14 protein-coding genes are annotated in these 14,818 nt (G+C 60.2%); 8 read left to right on the forward strand and 6 right to left on the reverse strand.

The window, feature by feature from the left end; all coding sequences use genetic code 11:
- The first annotated feature begins 485 nt into the window (after window positions 1-485).
- From BFP93_RS18295 to BFP93_RS18310, 4 genes are all read left to right on the forward strand, one after another.
- A complete protein-coding gene (locus tag BFP93_RS18295) occupies window positions 486-2,291 on the forward strand; it encodes a phenylacyl-CoA dehydrogenase (RefSeq protein WP_065894134.1) in 1,806 nt (601 codons plus the stop codon).
- Between the two features lie 341 nt (window positions 2,292-2,632).
- Window positions 2,633-3,922: a GGDEF domain-containing protein gene (locus tag BFP93_RS18300; RefSeq protein WP_065894135.1), complete on the forward strand. Its 1,290-nt coding sequence runs from the start codon at window positions 2,633-2,635 to the stop codon at window positions 3,920-3,922.
- Window positions 3,923-4,012: 90 nt separating this feature from the next.
- Window positions 4,013-5,782, forward strand: a complete 1,770-nt coding sequence (locus tag BFP93_RS18305; protein ID WP_065894137.1) for an acyl-CoA dehydrogenase C-terminal domain-containing protein — start codon at window positions 4,013-4,015, stop codon at window positions 5,780-5,782.
- 145 nt (window positions 5,783-5,927) lie between these two features.
- Window positions 5,928-7,706: an acyl-CoA dehydrogenase C-terminal domain-containing protein gene (locus BFP93_RS18310; protein ID WP_065894139.1), complete on the forward strand. Its 1,779-nt coding sequence runs from the start codon at window positions 5,928-5,930 to the stop codon at window positions 7,704-7,706.
- Between the two features lie 226 nt (window positions 7,707-7,932).
- Here BFP93_RS18310 and BFP93_RS18315 read toward each other — a convergent pair whose 3' ends face one another.
- Window positions 7,933-8,832 carry a LysR family transcriptional regulator gene (locus BFP93_RS18315; RefSeq protein WP_065894142.1) on the reverse strand — a complete coding sequence of 300 codons (900 nt, stop codon included), beginning with the start codon at window positions 8,830-8,832 and terminating at the stop codon, window positions 7,933-7,935.
- 209 nt (window positions 8,833-9,041) lie between these two features.
- Here BFP93_RS18315 and BFP93_RS18320 point away from each other — a divergent pair, with 209 nt between their 5' ends.
- The 4 genes from BFP93_RS18320 to BFP93_RS18335 all read left to right on the forward strand — a co-directional run bounded on the left by BFP93_RS18320 (window position 9,042) and on the right by BFP93_RS18335 (window position 11,449).
- Window positions 9,042-10,304 carry an aspartate aminotransferase family protein gene (locus tag BFP93_RS18320; RefSeq protein WP_065894144.1) on the forward strand — a complete coding sequence of 421 codons (1,263 nt, stop codon included), beginning with the start codon at window positions 9,042-9,044 and terminating at the stop codon, window positions 10,302-10,304.
- A 223-nt stretch (window positions 10,305-10,527) separates the two neighbouring features.
- Window positions 10,528-10,893: a type II toxin-antitoxin system RelE/ParE family toxin gene (locus BFP93_RS18325; RefSeq protein ID WP_065885483.1), complete on the forward strand. Its 366-nt coding sequence runs from the start codon at window positions 10,528-10,530 to the stop codon at window positions 10,891-10,893.
- Window positions 10,877-11,197 (forward strand): helix-turn-helix domain-containing protein, encoded by a 321-nt coding sequence (locus BFP93_RS18330; protein ID WP_065885484.1) that lies wholly within the window; start codon window positions 10,877-10,879, stop codon window positions 11,195-11,197. The genes BFP93_RS18325 and BFP93_RS18330 overlap by 17 nt, the downstream gene beginning before the upstream one ends.
- A gap of 93 nt (window positions 11,198-11,290) precedes the next feature.
- Window positions 11,291-11,449 carry a YqaE/Pmp3 family membrane protein gene (locus tag BFP93_RS18335; RefSeq protein ID WP_003194776.1) on the forward strand — a complete coding sequence of 53 codons (159 nt, stop codon included), beginning with the start codon at window positions 11,291-11,293 and terminating at the stop codon, window positions 11,447-11,449.
- A gap of 5 nt (window positions 11,450-11,454) precedes the next feature.
- On the opposite strand, the gene pqqE is transcribed toward BFP93_RS18335, so the two are convergent.
- From pqqE to pqqA, 5 genes are all read right to left on the reverse strand, one after another.
- Entirely contained in the window at window positions 11,455-12,636 is a 1,182-nt protein-coding gene (pqqE, locus tag BFP93_RS18340; RefSeq protein ID WP_065894145.1) for a pyrroloquinoline quinone biosynthesis protein PqqE, read from the reverse strand.
- Window positions 12,578-12,853, reverse strand: coding sequence for a pyrroloquinoline quinone biosynthesis peptide chaperone PqqD (pqqD, locus tag BFP93_RS18345; RefSeq protein ID WP_065885486.1), 276 nt, complete (start codon window positions 12,851-12,853; stop codon window positions 12,578-12,580). The genes pqqE and pqqD overlap by 59 nt, the downstream gene beginning before the upstream one ends.
- Window positions 12,850-13,602, reverse strand: a complete 753-nt coding sequence (gene pqqC / locus BFP93_RS18350) for a pyrroloquinoline-quinone synthase PqqC (RefSeq protein ID WP_065894147.1) — start codon at window positions 13,600-13,602, stop codon at window positions 12,850-12,852. The genes pqqD and pqqC overlap by 4 nt, the downstream gene beginning before the upstream one ends.
- A 10-nt stretch (window positions 13,603-13,612) precedes the next feature.
- A complete protein-coding gene (gene pqqB / locus BFP93_RS18355; RefSeq protein WP_065894149.1) occupies window positions 13,613-14,524 on the reverse strand; it encodes a pyrroloquinoline quinone biosynthesis protein PqqB in 912 nt (303 codons plus the stop codon).
- 70 nt (window positions 14,525-14,594) lie between these two features.
- Window positions 14,595-14,669, reverse strand: a complete 75-nt coding sequence (gene pqqA, locus BFP93_RS18360; protein WP_003194766.1) for a pyrroloquinoline quinone precursor peptide PqqA — start codon at window positions 14,667-14,669, stop codon at window positions 14,595-14,597.
- Between the last annotated feature and the right edge of the window lie 149 nt (window positions 14,670-14,818).

Consider the following 14,818-nt stretch of genomic DNA (forward strand, 5'->3'; position numbering starts at 1 on the left):
AGAGCGTTTTGCTTACTTTTGCGCTTTTCAAAAGTGAGCCGCTGTAAAAGCGGAACCACTAGCAGCCGTTACCGCAGAAACGGATATGTACTCAATCTGATCCAACATCCTGGTCGGCCCAGAGGCCGCCATCGGGGGCAAGCCCCCTCCCACATTTGGACCTCGGAGCGTCAGGTAGATACGCTTTAGCTCCCTCGCCAAAGGTGCGGTGTCGCACCGAAATTGTGTAGATGCCTATGGCCATCGGGGGCAAGCCCCCTACCACATTGTTTTGTGCCCTCTCGCTTAACTCCTACACTTCTTAATCATGTGGCATCACGCCACAGGCTTGGCCGTGCGCGCCATTGACCCGCATCAAGACAAACGGCGTCGGGCCGACGCTTGACAACCCCAGGTCGTAAACGTATGTTTCAAACACCTGTTTGACCGCCATCATCCTTTCACGCGGTTGTTCATCCCAGATACATCAGCAGAGGTTTATCGCTATGCCTGACTACAAGGCCCCCTTGCGTGATATTCGCTTCGTTCGTGACGAACTGCTCGGTTATGAAGCGCACTATCAGAGCCTGCCGGCTTGCCAGGACGCTACCCCGGACATGGTTGACGCCATTCTCGAAGAAGGCGCCAAGTTCTGTGAGCAAGTGCTGGCGCCGCTGAACCGCGTGGGTGACATCGAAGGGTGTACCTGGAGCGAGTCAGGCGTTAAAACCCCTGCCGGTTTCAAAGAAGCCTACAAACAGTTCGTCGAAGGCGGCTGGCCAAGCCTGGCCCATGACGTGGAGCACGGTGGCCAAGGCCTGCCGGAGTCCCTGGGCCTTGCCGTGAGTGAAATGGTCGGCGAAGCCAACTGGTCGTGGGGCATGTACCCAGGCCTGTCCCACGGCGCGATGAACACTATTTCCGAGCACGGCACGCCGGAGCAGCAAGAGGCTTACCTGACCAAGCTGGTGTCGGGCGAGTGGACCGGCACCATGTGCCTGACCGAGCCGCACTGCGGCACCGACCTGGGCATGCTGCGCACCAAGGCCGAACCTCAGGCTGACGGCTCCTACAAAGTCTCCGGCACCAAGATTTTCATCTCGGCCGGTGAGCACGACATGGCCGACAACATCGTCCACATCGTACTGGCGCGCCTGCCCGATGCACCGGCCGGTACCAAGGGTATCTCGCTGTTTATCGTGCCCAAATTCCTGCCTAACGCCGATGGTTCGATCGGTGAGCGCAACGCGGTGACCTGTGGCTCCCTGGAGCACAAGATGGGCATCCACGGCAACGCCACCTGCGTGATGAACTTCGACGCGGCCACCGGTTACCTGATCGGCCCGGCGAACAAAGGCCTGAACTGCATGTTCACCTTCATGAACACCGCTCGCCTGGGAACCGCGCTGCAAGGCCTGGCTCACGCCGAGATCGGTTTCCAGGGTGGCCTGAAATATGCGCGTGACCGCCTGCAAATGCGTTCCCTGACCGGCCCGAAAGCGCCGGAAAAAGCCGCCGACCCGATCATCGTGCACCCTGACGTGCGCCGCATGCTGCTGACCATGAAAGCCTTTGCTGAAGGCAACCGTGCGATGGTGTACTTCACCGCCAAGCAAGTGGACATCGTCAAGTACGGCACCGATGACGAAGCCAAGAAACACGCCGATGGCCTGCTGGCCTTCATGACCCCGATCGCCAAGGCGTTCATGACCGAAGTCGGTTTCGAGTCCGCCAACCACGGCGTACAGATCTACGGCGGTCACGGCTTTATCGCCGAGTGGGGCATGGAGCAGAACGTTCGCGACAGCCGCATTTCGATGCTGTACGAAGGCACCACCGGTATCCAGGCCCTCGACCTGCTCGGCCGTAAAGTGCTGATGACCCAGGGCGAAGCGCTCAAGGGTTTCACCAAGATCGTGCACAAGTTCTGCCAGGCCAACGAAGGCAACGAAGCCGTCAAGGAATTCGTTGCACCGCTGGCGGCGCTGAACAAAGAGTGGGGCGAGTTGACCATGAAGGTCGGCATGGCTGCGATGAAAGACCGTGAAGAAGTCGGTGCCGCCTCGGTGGACTACCTGATGTATTCCGGTTATGCCTGCCTGGCTTACTTCTGGGCCGACATGGCGCGCCTGGCTGCCGAGAAACTGGCCGCCGGCACCAGCGAAGAGGCGTTCTACACCGCCAAGCTGCAGACCGCGCGCTTCTACTTCCAGCGCATCCTGCCGCGTACCCGCACCCATGTAGCGACCATGCTGTCGGGCGCCAAAAACCTGATGGACATGAAAGAAGAAGACTTCGGCCTGGCTTACTAAGCCTTACCGGGTTCAGAAAAACCGCTTCCTTCCGGGGAAGCGGTTTTTTTTGTGTGTGCAAAGGCCGCTGACCAAGCATTGAAATGCGGTGAATGTGGGAGGGGACTTGCTCCCGATTGCGGTATGTCAGCTACACGATTTGGCGGCTGTCACACTGCAATCGGGAGCAAGCCCCCTCCCACATGCGTTCTGTGCCGATCCGAAAAATGCGCGCTGACGCTAAGGCTTTAATGAAGCGTGCCGTTACAGTGATGGCAATGTGATACAGGTCGGACGGGTTGTGTTTAACTGGCTGTGTAGAAGCACCATGCCATTACTTTTTGCGGGTCGGAGTTCTACCCTTGTTACGCGTGTCCGCTGTGCGGTTCAGTCATTTCCTACCCTCGTTGCTGCTGTTGATGGCTGGGCTCTCGGCTGCTTATCTCAAGGACCTCAACGTTTTCTTCACCTCGCTGTTCAACGTGCTGCCGACCCTGGTGCTGTTGCTCGGCGGAGCGTACTGCGCGGTGTATCGGCGCCAGCGTGAGTTGTTCCTGATGGTCACGGTGTACGTCGTCTATTTCCTGCTGGACACCCAGACCGATTTCTACCGCGACAATGGTCGCGTGCGCGAAGACGCCGCCGTCGTGTTTCACCTGTGCTGCCTGCTGCTGCCGTTGCTGTTCAGCGTGTACGCGCTGTGGCAGGAAAAGACTCACCTGTTCCGTGACTTCGTCGCACGTTGCGCGGTGCTGTTGGCCGTCGGCAGCGTGGCGTTTGCGCTGGAGCAACGTTACCCACAGGGCGTGCTGGACTGGTTGGCCGAGATTCGCTGGCCGGCGCTGCATGGCGCGTGGATGAGCTTGATCCAGCTTTCATACCCGATGTTTCTGATTGGCTTTATCACCCTGGCCGCCCAGTACTGGTATCAGCCGCGCCCGCTGCACGCTGCGCAATTGGTGGGGTTGCTGGGGATGTTCTGGATGCTGCCGCAAACCTTCATCCTGCCGTTTACGCTCAACATCATGTGCAGCCAGGTGATGCTGATGATCGCTGCCGGTGTGGCGCATGAGGCGTATCAAATGGCCTTTCGCGATGAGCTGACCGGCTTGCCGGGCCGCCGCGCCCTGAACGAACGCATGCAGCGGCTGGGGCGCAACTATGTGTTGGCGATGAGCGATGTGGACCACTTCAAGCGTTTCAACGATACCCACGGCCATGACGTGGGCGACCAGGTGTTGCGCCTGGTGGCGAGCAAACTGTCCAAGGTCAGCGGCGGCGGGCGCGCCTACCGTTACGGCGGTGAAGAGTTCGCCGTGGTGTTTGCCGGCAAGAGCCTGGATGAATGCCTGCCGCACCTGGAGGCGATCCGCGAAAGCATAGCCACCTATGCGATCAAGTTGCGCAACCCGGACCGCCCCAATGACGACCATCAAGGTCGCCAGCGTCGGGCCGCCAGTGGTGCGTCCAGTGTGTCGGTGACGGTCAGCATCGGCGTGGCCGAACGTCAGGCCGAGCAGCGTAGTCCTGAAGAAGTGCTCAAGTGCGCCGATCAGGCGCTCTATGCCGCCAAGGGCGCCGGGCGCAATTGCGTGATCGCGGCCGGGCAGAACCGTCGCGGCGCCGTGCGCATGGAAAGCGCTGCCGGTTGAGTAATGGCGCTGTATTCAGCAGCGCTACAGTGATTGTTCGCGGCGTTGGCCGGCAGTAGGTTGAGTCCATCTGCCGCCGGAGACATCGCCATGCCTGAGTACAAAGCTCCCCTGCGCGACATGCGCTTTCTGATCGATAACGTGTTCGATTTCCATGGTCACTACGCGGCCCTGGGCGCGACGGACGCCAGCCCCGACATGGTCAGTGCGATTCTCGAAGAAGGCGCGAAGTTCTGCGAAAACGTCCTCGCGCCGCTCAATCGCAGCGGCGACGAGGAGGGCTGCCATTTTGACAATGGCGTCGTGACCACGCCCAAGGGGTTCAAGCAAGCCTTCGCCCAGTACGTCGAAGGCGGCTGGCACGGCGTGGCGGCGGACCCGGCCTACGGCGGCCAGGGGTTGCCGCAGTCCCTCGGGCTGGTGCTGAGCGAGATGATCGGCTCCAGCAATACGTCCTGGGGCATGTACCCGGGCCTGACCCACGGCGCAATGTCGGCGATTCACGCCCACGGCACCGACGAACAGAAAGCCACGTACCTGCACAAACTCACCGCCGGCGAGTGGACCGGCACCATGTGCCTGACCGAAGCCCACTGCGGCACCGACCTGGGTTTGATCAAGACTCGCGCGGTTCCTCAGGCCGATGGCAGTTATGCGCTCACCGGCAGCAAGATCTTCATCTCGGCCGGTGAGCACGACATGAGTGCCAATATCATCCATCTGGTGCTGGCCAAGCTGCCGGATGCACCGGCGGGGACCAAAGGCATCTCGTTGTTCATCGTGCCCAAGTTTCATGCCGATTCCGGCGAACGCAACGCCGTGCAGTGCGGCTCCATCGAACACAAGATGGGCATCAAGGCTTCGGCCACCTGTGTGCTGAACTTCGACGGCGCCAGGGGCTTTCTGATTGGCGAAGCCAACAAAGGCCTCAACTGCATGTTCACCATGATGAACCACGCGCGCCTGGGCACCGGGATGCAGGGGCTGTGCAATGGCGAGGCAAGCTTTCAGGGCGCGATCAAATATGCCGGGGAGCGCCTGCAAATGCGCTCGCTGACCGGCGCCAAGGCTCCGGACAAACCCGCCGACCCGATCATCGTGCATGCCGATGTACGTCGCATGTTGCTGACCATGAAAGCCTTCAACGAAGGCAATCGTGCGCTGACCTACTTCACCGCCCAGTTGCTCGACACCGCGCACTTGAGCCGCGACGCCGCCCAGCGCCAGGAGGCCGAGGACCTGTTGGCCTTCCTCACGCCGATCTGCAAAGCCTTCATGACCGAAACCGGGCTGGAGGTGACCAACCACGGTATGCAAGTGTTCGGCGGCCATGGCTATATTCGCGAGTGGGGCATGGAGCAACTGGCCCGTGATGCGCGGATTGCGCCGATCTACGAAGGCACCAACGGCATCCAGGCGCTCGATCTACTGGGGCGCAAGGTGCTGGGCAGCCAGGGCAAGTTGCTGCGCGGCTTTACCAGAATCGTGCATAAGTTCTGTGCCGCCAATGCCGAACATCCGCAACTCAAGGCCCATGTCGAACAGCTCAATCAGTTGAACCAGCAATGGGGCGAGCTGACGCTGAAGGTCGGTACGGCGGCGATGAGCAATCCCGACGAAGTGGGAGCGGCGGCCATGGACTACCTGATGTACAGCGGCTACATCATCCTCGCCTACCTGTGGTTGCGCATGGCGATTGCGGCGCAGGCGCACGACGACCCAGGGTTTGCCCAGGCCAAGCAGGCCACGTGTGACTTTTATTTCAAGCGCCTGTTACCGCGCACCACGATGCACAGGGCAGCAGTGGAGGCGGGCAGCGAATGCCTGATGAGCCTGCCGGCGCAGGCATTCGCATTGTAAACGTGCGGCAACAGCCTGGTTCGTGACTTACAAATACTTGTCGGTCACGAACGGACCCTATGTGTCTTAAAAGTTGTTCGGGTACACTCGGAGCCTGTAAAACCGATCCTATCGAATCACTTTTCACGTTCTCACGAGGTTTGCCATGGCTGATTACAAAGCGCCGTTGCGTGATATGCGCTTCGTCCTCAACGAAGTTTTTGACGTCGCCACCACCTGGGCGCAGTTGCCTGCCCTGGCAGACACGGTTGACGCCGAAACCGTTGAAGCCATCCTCGAAGAGGCCGGCAAGGTCACCGCCAAGTCCATCGCGCCGTTAAGCCGTGGCGGTGATGAGCAAGGCTGCCGCTGGGTGGACGGTGCCGTCAGCACGCCGGACGGTTTCCCACAGGCTTACGCGACCTATGCCGAAGGTGGCTGGGTGGGCGTCGGCGGCGATCCGGTGTATGGCGGTATGGGCATGCCCAAGGCGGTGTCGGCGCAGGTCGAGGAGATGATCAACTCGTCCAGCCTGGCGTTCGGCCTGTACCCGATGTTGACCTCGGGCGCTTGCGTGTCGATCAATACCCACGCCAGCGACGAACTCAAGGCCACCTACCTGCCGAAGATGTATTCCGGCGAATGGGCCGGTTCCATGTGCCTGACCGAAGCCCATGCCGGTACCGACCTGGGCATGATTCGCACCAAGGCCGAGCCGCAGGCGGATGGTTCCTACAAAGTCAGCGGCACCAAGATTTTCATTACCGGCGGTGAACACGACCTGACCGAAAACATCATCCACTTGGTGCTGGCCAAGCTTCCTGATGCACCGGCGGGGCCCAAGGGCATTTCGCTGTTCCTGGTCCCCAAGTTCATGGTGAACGCCGACGGCAGCCTCGGTGCCCGCAACCCGGTGACCTGCGGCTCGATCGAACACAAGATGGGCATCCAGGCCTCCGCGACGTGCGTGATGAACTTCGACGAAGCCGTCGGCTACCTCGTCGGTGAGCCCAACCGTGGCTTGGCGGCGATGTTCACCATGATGAACTACGAGCGCCTGGGGGTAGGTATCCAGGGCCTGGCTTCCGGCGAGCGCTCCTATCAGAACGCGATTGAATATGCCCGAGATCGGGTGCAGAGCCGTTCGCCATTGGGCGCCCAAGCCAAGGATAAACCGGCCGATCCGATCATCGTGCACCCGGACGTGCGCCGCATGCTGCTGACCATGAAGGCGGCGAACGAGGGCGGTCGTGCGTTCTCCACCTATGTGGCCACGCAGTTGGACATCGCCAAATTCAGCGAAGACGCTGCTGCCCGTGAGCGCGCCGACAACCTGGTGGCGCTGCTGACGCCGGTCGCCAAGGCGTTTCTCAGCGACCTGGGCCTGGAAACCACCGTGCTCGGCCAGCAAGTGTTCGGTGGCCACGGCTACATTCGCGAGTGGGGTCAGGAGCAATTGGTGCGTGACGTGCGCATCACCCAGATCTACGAAGGCACCAATGGTATCCAGGCACTGGATTTGATGGGGCGCAAGATTGTCGGCAGCGGCGGCGCGTTCTACACCTTGTTCGCCGATGAGATCCGCCAGTTCATCGCCAGTGCCGGCGCGCAACTGGGCGAGTTCACCCGCCCGCTCGGCGCGGCGGTGGACAACCTGGACGAATTGACCGCCTGGGTGCTGGACCGTGCCAAGACCAATCCGAATGAAATCGGCGCGGCATCGGTGGAATACCTGCACGCGTTTGGTTACATGGCGTATGCCTATATGTGGGCACGCATGGCCAAGGCCGCGTTGGGCAAAGAGGCCGAAGACGATTTCTATGCCAGCAAGCTGGGCACGGCGCGCTTTTACTTTGCGCGCCTGTTGCCGCGTATTCATTCGTTGAGCGCGTCGGTGAAGGCCGGTAGCGAGTCGCTGTTCCTGATGGATGAAGCACTGTTCTAGGGGCGAAGCGTGCGTGTAAGCAATCTCTTACATGACGTGCTGCTAATCGTCCTCTATCGCCAAATTGGATCCACGGATAATCTACTTCACATGGACGTCGCGCAGGAAGCGCAAAGCAACAACACGGACACGTAGGATTCTGCCAGGATGGCGGAGTGAAATGGATGTCAGGGAAACAGTCTGCAAAGCCCCGCTTCGGCGGGGTTTTCTTTTGCCCTCGAAAAAGTCAGGCGCCCGCCTGCGGGGCATTCATCACGTCTTCGAGCAACGTGCGCAGCAACGCCACCGTCGCTTGCTGGCGCTGCACGTCACGGCACACCAAACCGACTTTCAACGGCACCCTGGGTTCGCTCAAGGGTTTCCACAGCAGCGACTGGCTGTTGTGTTCGTCCTGGGAACGCCCCGGCAACACAGTGGACAACTGCGTATGAGGCAGGCTGTCGAGAATCCCCGCCATGGTATTGAGCTCGGCCTGCACCTGCGGGCGTCGGCCCAGGTTGGCCAACTGACCCTGCCAGATCTGCCGTACCTGGAATTCCTCCCCCAGCAGCAACATCGGCAACTCCGCTGCCTGTTTCAGCGAGACCTTCTTGAATTCCCGCAAGGGATGTTGCTCAGGGATGACCACCTTCAATTCATCCTCGTACAACAACACGCCATGCAGGCCCGGTTGGCGGGGTGGCAGGTAGCTGATGCCGATGTCCAGCGAGCCGTTGAGCAGCCGCCGCTCGATCTCAAGCCCGGTCAATTCGTAGATCTGCACGACCAGGTGCGGTTGGGCCTTGCGCACCCGCTCGAGCATTTGCGGCACCAGGCTGGTGTGCACGGTTTGCAGCACACCGATGGCCAAGGTGCGCATCGCCTGGCCCTTGAAGTTACGCAACGCCTCCACGGCTTGCTGCATGCCGTCGATCAGGGGCAAGGCGTGGTTGTACAGCGTGTGTGCGGCGAGTGTGGGGAGCAGGCGCTTGCTGCTGCGTTCGAACAGGCTCACGTCGAGGTTCTGCTCCAGTTGGCGAACCTGCTGCGATAAGGCCGGCTGGGAGATCGACAGACGCTCTGCGGCACGCCCTACGTGGCCTTCCTCATAAACCGCGACGAAATAACGCAGTTGCTTGAAATCCATAAGATTTGCTTATCGAAAAAGCTGGAAAATCGAAATGGCCGTTGGCCTCCGAGCGGCCTAGTCTAGCGCCTATTCGCAGGGCTTACAGGGCCGAATCGGGCAATGACTCACGTTTTTGGTAATGGCGTTTACATAGGCAAGACAAAACACCGCGTCGCGCTGTTGGTACCCGACACCTACCCAGGTGCGGTTGCTATCGGGGCTGAACTGTGAACCTGTTCCGGCGTCCGGCGCCCAGTCTTGACGACCTGGTACTTCATGCTCCGCCTGATGATTTTTCCAGCCAATGCCTGATGCCCACTGTCGCGCGTCCCTGCGAGGTGTTTGTCCAGGGTCAAGGCGCCTGGCTTTCGGACAGTAACGGCCGTGCCTACCTGGATTTCAGCCAGGGCGGCGGCGCCAACAGCCTCGGCCACAGCCCACAAGCGGTGCGCGACGCCATCACCGAACAGATGCAAACCGTGATCAACCCGGGCATGGGCTTGTACAACCGGGCGCAGCTCGACCTGGTTGATCGCCTGTGCCATCACACCGGCAGCGATCAGGCCTACCTGCTCAACAGCGGTGCCCAGGCCTGCGAAGCCGCAATCAAACTGGCGCGCAAATGGGGCCAACTGCATCGCGGCGGCGCTTATCACATCATTACGGTGAGCAACGGCTGCCACGGCCAGAGCTTCGCCGCGATGTCGGCTTCGGCCGTTGCCTGGGAAAACCGTTTCGAGCCGCAGTTGCCGGGTTTCAGTCATGTACCTTTCAACGATCTGCCGGCTTTGCACGCCGCCGTCGATGCGCATACCGTCGCCATCATGCTGGAGCCGATCCAAAGCGCCGCCGGTGTCATCCCTGCGACCGAACACTACCTCAAGGGCGTCGAACGTCTGTGCCGCGAACTGGGCATCCTGCTGATTCTCGATGAAGTGCAAACCGGGATCGGCCGCTGCGGCAGTCTGCTCGCCGAGCAGCAATATGGCATTCGCGCCGACATCATTACCCTCGGCAAAGGCCTGGGCGGTGGCGTGCCGCTGGCGGCGTTGCTGGCACGCGGCACCGCCTGTTGCTTCGAAACGGGCGAGCTGGACGGTACCCATCACGGCAATGCGCTGATGGCCGCAGCGGGGATCGCGGTGCTCGAGGCCGTCTTGACCGACGGCTTTCTCGAACACGTACGCGAATCCGGCCTCTACCTGGCAGAAGGCCTTACCCGCCTGGCCTACCGTTACGAGCATGGGCAACTGCGCGGCAACGGACTGATATGGGGCCTGACTCTGTCGGACGATTGCGCGGCTGCGGTAGTAAAGGCCGCGCTGCACGAAGGCCTGATCCTCACGGCTGCGCAGCCGGATTCCCTGCGTTTCACCCCCGCCCTGAACATCGGTAAGAACCACATTGACGAAATGCTCCTACGCCTGGCCCGTGCCTTCTCTCGGGTACGCACCGCCCAACTGCAATGCCGCAAGGGCATTGCCGTCTGATCCCATTTCCTGAACCGTCTCGCGGGATACGCGGCGCCTCCAGCCTGATTCTTTTGGCTGGGGGCGTTTTTTTGCGTGCGTAATTTTTGGATTGAAAAGGTTGCTTGTGCGTCGTTGGAAACAATGGCTTTTTAGCGGGCTTCGGCAAGGAATGTCGATGGGGGCGCCCAACGCCCTCTTCTAATCTATACCACCGAGTGGTATGTTTTCGAGAAGGATTTTCATGAAGCTCAGATTGTTCAAAACTCGGAATTTTGCGAAAGCAGCCAGCAAAGCTTGGATAAGCGATTCTGAGCTAAAAGAAGCATTCAGCGATTTGCTGAACGGGCAGGCTGAAAATTTGGGCGGCGGCGTTTGGAAGAAGCGGCTGAACCAAAATCGCCATCGCTCCATTGTCCTGGCTAAAGGCAGGCACTACTGGGTCTACCAATTGCTGTTCGCCAAGCAGAGTCAGAGCAATATCAGTCAGCGTGAACTGGATGGCTTTCGGTTGCTGGCCAAGCTCTACGAAGACTTAAACCATGTCCAGATTCAGCAATTGCTGGATTTAAAAGAGTTTGTGGAGATACATCATGACCAGGAAATATAAAAGTGAGGCGCTTGAGTCTATTCACCAGTCCGCCGAAGCGCTTTATACAATTGGCGCCATCAGCAAAACCACGCTTCGTGAGTTCGACGAAACGTGTCTGGCAACGGTGCCTGCACATATGCCAGCCGAGCAGATCAAACACTTGCGTGAAAGCAGCCACGTCAGCCAGCCCGTGTTCGCGCGCTACCTGAACACCAGCGCATCGACTGTTAAGCAGTGGGAGTCCGGCGAAAAACAACCCAGCGGCATGGCGCTCAAGTTGTTGAGCATTGTTCAAAAGCATGGCCTGCAGATTCTGGCATGAGATGGCCCAATGCCAGAAACCACTGAACCCTCACGAAGCGCCAATGTCGATTAGCTACACGGCTCACACGAGCCGATTTTCTGGAGCTGACCCATGGACATCATTCGTATCATCATCGCCATTCTGCTGCCGCCACTGGGTGTGTTCCTGCAAGTAGGATTTGGCGGCGCATTCTGGCTGAACATCCTGCTGACCCTGTGCGGTTACTTCCCCGGCATCATTCACGCCGTGTACATCATCGCCAAGCGCTGAGGCCCTCAGCCTTTTGCGATGAGGCGTGAATTGCGCTCATTGCGAAACGCCAGCTGTTCAATGGTCTGGGTGGCATGTTCGGCTTCTTCCCGCGCTTGCAGGATGATGCCGTGCTGCTCGGACTTGCTGCACACCGGGTCTGCGTTACTCGCATCCCCGGTGAGCATGAAAGCCTGGCAGCGGCAGCCGCCGAAGTCCTTTTCCTTCTCATCGCATGAACGGCACGGCTCGGGCATCCAGTCGTAGCCGCGAAAGCGGTTGAAACCGAACGAGTCGTACCAGATGTGCTGCATGCTGTGGTCGCGCACATTGGGAAACTGCACCGGCATCTGTCGGGCACCATGACAGGGCAGGGCGGTACCGTCCGGCGTGACTGTCAGGAAAATACTGCCCCAGCCATTCATGCAGGCTTTCGGACGTTCTTCGTAGTAATCCGGCGTGACAAAAATCAACTTGCACGGGTGGCCTTCGGCTTCGAGCCTCGCGCGGTATTCGTTGGTGATGCGTTCGGCGCGCACCAGTTGTTCCCGGGTCGGCAATAACCCCACACGGTTGAGCTGTGCCCAGCCGTAGAACTGGCAAGTGGCAAGCTCGACAAAGTCCGCCTCAAGCGCGATACACAGCTCGATAATGCGGTCGATCTTGTCGATGTTATGCCGGTGGGTGACGAAGTTCAGCACCATCGGGTAACCGTGGGCTTTTACCGCGCGGGCCATTTCGAGTTTTTGCGCGAAGGCTTTCTTCGAACCGGCCAGCAGGTTGTTGACCTGTTCGTCGCTGGCCTGGAAGCTGATCTGGATATGGTCCAGGCCGGCCTTTTTGAAGTCGCTGATCTTCTGTTCGGTCAGGCCGATGCCGGAGGTGATCAGGTTGGTGTAGAAACCGAGCTTGCGCGCCTCGCCGATCAGCTCGGCAAGGTCCTGGCGCACCAGCGGTTCACCGCCGGAAAACCCAAGCTGCGCGGCGCCCATCTCGCGGGCCTCGCGAAATACCTTGATCCACTGTTCGGTGCTCAACTCCTTGCCCTGCTCGGCAAAATCCAGCGGGTTGGAACAGTACGGGCACTGCAGCGGGCAGCGGTAAGTCAGCTCGGCGAGCAGCCAGAGCGGCAGGCCGATAGCGGGTTTTTCAGGCAAGGGTGATCCAGTGCTCGGCACGGGCGACCTCCATGAATTGCTCGATGTCATCACCGAGTTCCGGCACGCCGGGGAATTGCTGGTCCAGCTCGGCGATGATGGCGGCCACGTCGCGCTCGCCGTCAATCAGTCCACCAATCAGCGCGGCGCTGTCGTTGAGCTTGATCATGCCTTCCGGGTAGAGCAGCACATGGCCTTTCTGTGCGGGCTCGTACTGATAGCGATAGCCTGGGCGCCAAGTCGGTTTTTTGCTGCGATCAAAACTCATAGGGTGATCCCTTTATGCCAGACCCGCTCTGCGGTCACGCTGTGGTACGGCGGGCGGTTCAGTTCGTAGGCCATGCTCATGGCGTCGAGCATGCTCCACAGGATGTCCAGTTTGAACTGGAGAATTTCCAGCATGCGCTCCTGGCCTTCACGGGTGGTGTAATGCTGCAGGGTGATCGCCAACCCGTGTTCCACGTCGCGACGGGCCTGGCCCAGCCGGGTGCGGAAGTATTCATAGCCGGTCGGGTCGATCCACGGGTAATGCTGCGGCCAGCTGTCGAGGCGCGACTGGTGGATCTGCGGCGCGAACAGTTCGGTCAACGAGCTGCTGGCGGCCTCTTGCCAGCTGGCGCGGCGGGCGAAGTTGACGTAGGCATCCACCGCAAAGCGTACGCCGGGCAGCACCAGTTCCTGGGAGCGCAGTTGGTCGGGATCGAGGCCAACGGCCTGGCCCAGGCGCAGCCAGGCTTCGATGCCGCCGTCTTCTCCGGGCGCGCCATCGTGATCGAGCAGGCGCTGGATCCATTCACGGCGGATTTCCCGGTCCGGGCAGTTGGCCAGGATCGCGGCGTCCTTCAGGGGAATGTTCACCTGATAGTAGAAGCGGTTGGCGACCCAGCCCTGGATCTGCTCGCGGGTGGCGCGGCCGTCGTACATCGCCACATGGTAGGGGTGGTGGATGTGGTAGAAGGCGCCTTTGGCGCGCAGGGCCTGTTCGAATGCTTCAGGGGTCATCGGTGTATCAGTCATCTGAGGTCTCCTACAACTCAATGCTCATGCCGTCGTAGGCTACTTCGACATTTCGCCGCACCAGCTCGGCTCGCTCGGGGGAGTCTTCATCGAGGATCGGGTTGGTGTTGTTGATGTGGATAAGCACTTTGCGCTGCGTTGGCAACTGCTCCAGCACTTCGAGCATACCGCCAGGACCGTTCTGCGCCAGGTGGCCCATTTCGCGGCCGGTGCGAGTGCCGACGCCACGGCGCTGCATTTCGTCGTCGTCCCACATCGTGCCGTCCACCAGCAGGCAGTCGCTGCCGGCCATGATCTCCAGCAGCGGCGCGTCGACCTTGCCCAGGCCTGGGGCGTAGAACAGTTTGCCGCCGGTGCGCAGGTCTTCGACGATCAGGCCGATGTTGTCGCCCGGGTGCGGGTCGAAGCGATGCGGCGAATAAGGCGGCGCCGCGCTGCGCAGCGGCAGCGGGGTGAAGCGCAGGTTGGGGCACGCCTTGATGGTGAAGCTGGCGTCCAGCTCGATACGGTTCCAGGCCAGGCCGCCGTTCCAGTGAGTGAGCATGGTGAACAGCGGGAAGCCGGTACTCAGGTCTTCATGGACCATATCGGTGCACCACACCTGGTGCGGGCAGCCCTCGCGCAGGCTTAGCAGGCCGGTGGTGTGGTCGATCTGGCTGTCCATCAGGATGATCGCGCCGATACCTGTGTCACGCAGGGCGCGGCCCGGTTGCATCGGCGCAAAGCCCTGCAACTGCGCGCGGATATCCGGCGACGCATTGCACAGCACCCAGTTCACACCATCGTCGGAAATCGCAATGGACGACTGGGTACGCGCCTGGGCCCGCAGGCTGCCATCACGAAAACCTGCGCAGTTCACGCAGTTGCAGTTCCACTGCGGGAAGCCACCGCCGGCGGCGGAACCTAGAATCTGGACAAACATGATCGCTCCATCAGCAAAGCTCAAAACAAAAACGCCCCGGGCGAACCGAGGCGTTGTAGTACCCAGCGAATTAACGGCTGGCGAAGTACATGGTGACTTCGAAACCGATGCGCAGATCGGTGTAGGCAGGTTTGGACCAGGTCATATTCATACTCCTATCAAGGGATGGGGATGTTCACTACCAAGTAGTACATATAGTCCACCTCCCATGGGAGATGTTCAGATATTGCGTGTGAATATTACGCAATTCTTTTCGAGTTAGCGCTGTCTTGAAAGAAAAAGCCTGTTGCAGGG

Source organism: Pseudomonas sp. 44 R 15 (assembly GCF_900004965.1).
GTDB classification, from domain to species: Bacteria; Pseudomonadota; Gammaproteobacteria; order Pseudomonadales; family Pseudomonadaceae; genus Aquipseudomonas; species Aquipseudomonas orientalis_A.

Bases quoted from the DNA above. Each gene is read 5' to 3' on its own strand.
- BFP93_RS18335 (WP_003194776.1), top strand. From the start codon at position 11,291: ATGGACATCATTCGTATCATCATCGCCATTCTGCTGCCGCCACTGGGT.
- BFP93_RS18315 (WP_065894142.1), bottom strand. From the start codon at position 8,832: ATGGATTTCAAGCAACTGCGTTATTTCGTCGCGGTTTATGAGGAAGGC.
- pqqC (WP_065894147.1), bottom strand. From the start codon at position 13,602: ATGACTGATACACCGATGACCCCTGAAGCATTCGAACAGGCCCTGCGC.
- BFP93_RS18330 (WP_065885484.1), top strand. From the start codon at position 10,877: ATGACCAGGAAATATAAAAGTGAGGCGCTTGAGTCTATTCACCAGTCC.
- BFP93_RS18295 (WP_065894134.1), top strand. From the start codon at position 486: ATGCCTGACTACAAGGCCCCCTTGCGTGATATTCGCTTCGTTCGTGAC.
- BFP93_RS18310 (WP_065894139.1), top strand. From the start codon at position 5,928: ATGGCTGATTACAAAGCGCCGTTGCGTGATATGCGCTTCGTCCTCAAC.
- pqqB (WP_065894149.1), bottom strand. From the start codon at position 14,524: ATGTTTGTCCAGATTCTAGGTTCCGCCGCCGGCGGTGGCTTCCCGCAG.
- pqqE (WP_065894145.1), bottom strand. From the start codon at position 12,636: ATGACATCGAGCAATTCATGGAGGTCGCCCGTGCCGAGCACTGGATCA.
- BFP93_RS18305 (WP_065894137.1), top strand. From the start codon at position 4,013: ATGCCTGAGTACAAAGCTCCCCTGCGCGACATGCGCTTTCTGATCGAT.
- BFP93_RS18325 (WP_065885483.1), top strand. From the start codon at position 10,528: ATGAAGCTCAGATTGTTCAAAACTCGGAATTTTGCGAAAGCAGCCAGC.
- pqqD (WP_065885486.1), bottom strand. From the start codon at position 12,853: ATGAGTTTTGATCGCAGCAAAAAACCGACTTGGCGCCCAGGCTATCGC.